The organism is Achromobacter sp. ACRQX (assembly GCF_022346505.1).
GTDB lineage: Bacteria > Pseudomonadota > Gammaproteobacteria > Burkholderiales > Burkholderiaceae_B > Achromobacter > Achromobacter animicus.
The window spans coordinates 1-728 of the sequence record NZ_JAKRML010000071.1 but is presented as its reverse complement, the minus strand read 5'-3'; the positions used below and the strand labels follow the sequence as shown (position 1 = coordinate 728).

The 728-nt window shown below is 62.5% G+C and carries 1 pseudogene; it reads right to left on the bottom strand.

Going from position 1 to position 728, the window contains the following annotated elements:
* Positions 1 to 126 (bottom strand): annotated as a pseudogene (locus tag MHZ91_RS28195) (IS256 family transposase); the annotation flags it as partial.
* Positions 127 to 728 lie beyond the last annotated feature (602 nt).

The window sequence follows — 728 nt, the reverse complement described above, 5'->3', positions numbered from 1 at the left end:
CTTCTTGAACGCCATCGACAGGTCCTGCACCGCCTCGGCGGTCATCGGGCCTTTGACGAATTGATCAACCAGCTCGGCGGGAATCGCCGGCAGTTCCCTCAGCGGTGTCTTTTTCTTGGTAACCATACATGCTCCTTGAGCAACATGTTAGGCCCCAAACACAAAATTTATGACACTCCCGAACGTCGACGCGCCGCTCATCACCGCCCCTCCCCCCGTGACGGCAGGCCATTAGCAAACCAATCAACGCCGGCGCGAAGCGCACACCGCCACGACGCCCCACCGACCCGATGCCGGGTTGCCGCCGTCCGGGCGGCAGCAACCCGGCGGCCCCGCAGATCTCCTTCCCTGACCACAGGTCTTGCAGCGCCCCATACCAAAGACCCTAGTAGCACGGCGTCGCGGTCACCGTGGGCACGAGCGCCGTCGATGCGCCCGAGGGAATCTGAAGGGAGCCGAAGGCGGACGAAGATGACAACGGGGCAGTCCGGAGCGAAGGCTCCGGACCGCAATCGTGGGCGATCGTGCCCACGGTGACCGCGGCGTCGGGCGACCTACGAAGATCTGACGCAGCCGACGAAGACCTGACGCAGCTAGGAATATCTGAGCAAGCCCGCAGAGATCTGATCAGCCTCTGTAGCCTTGACGCAGCCTACAAATCCCTGCCTAAACATCTCAAACCAACACACCTCCAAATCCAGCCCCCACGTGTCCCTCCGCCAATCTCC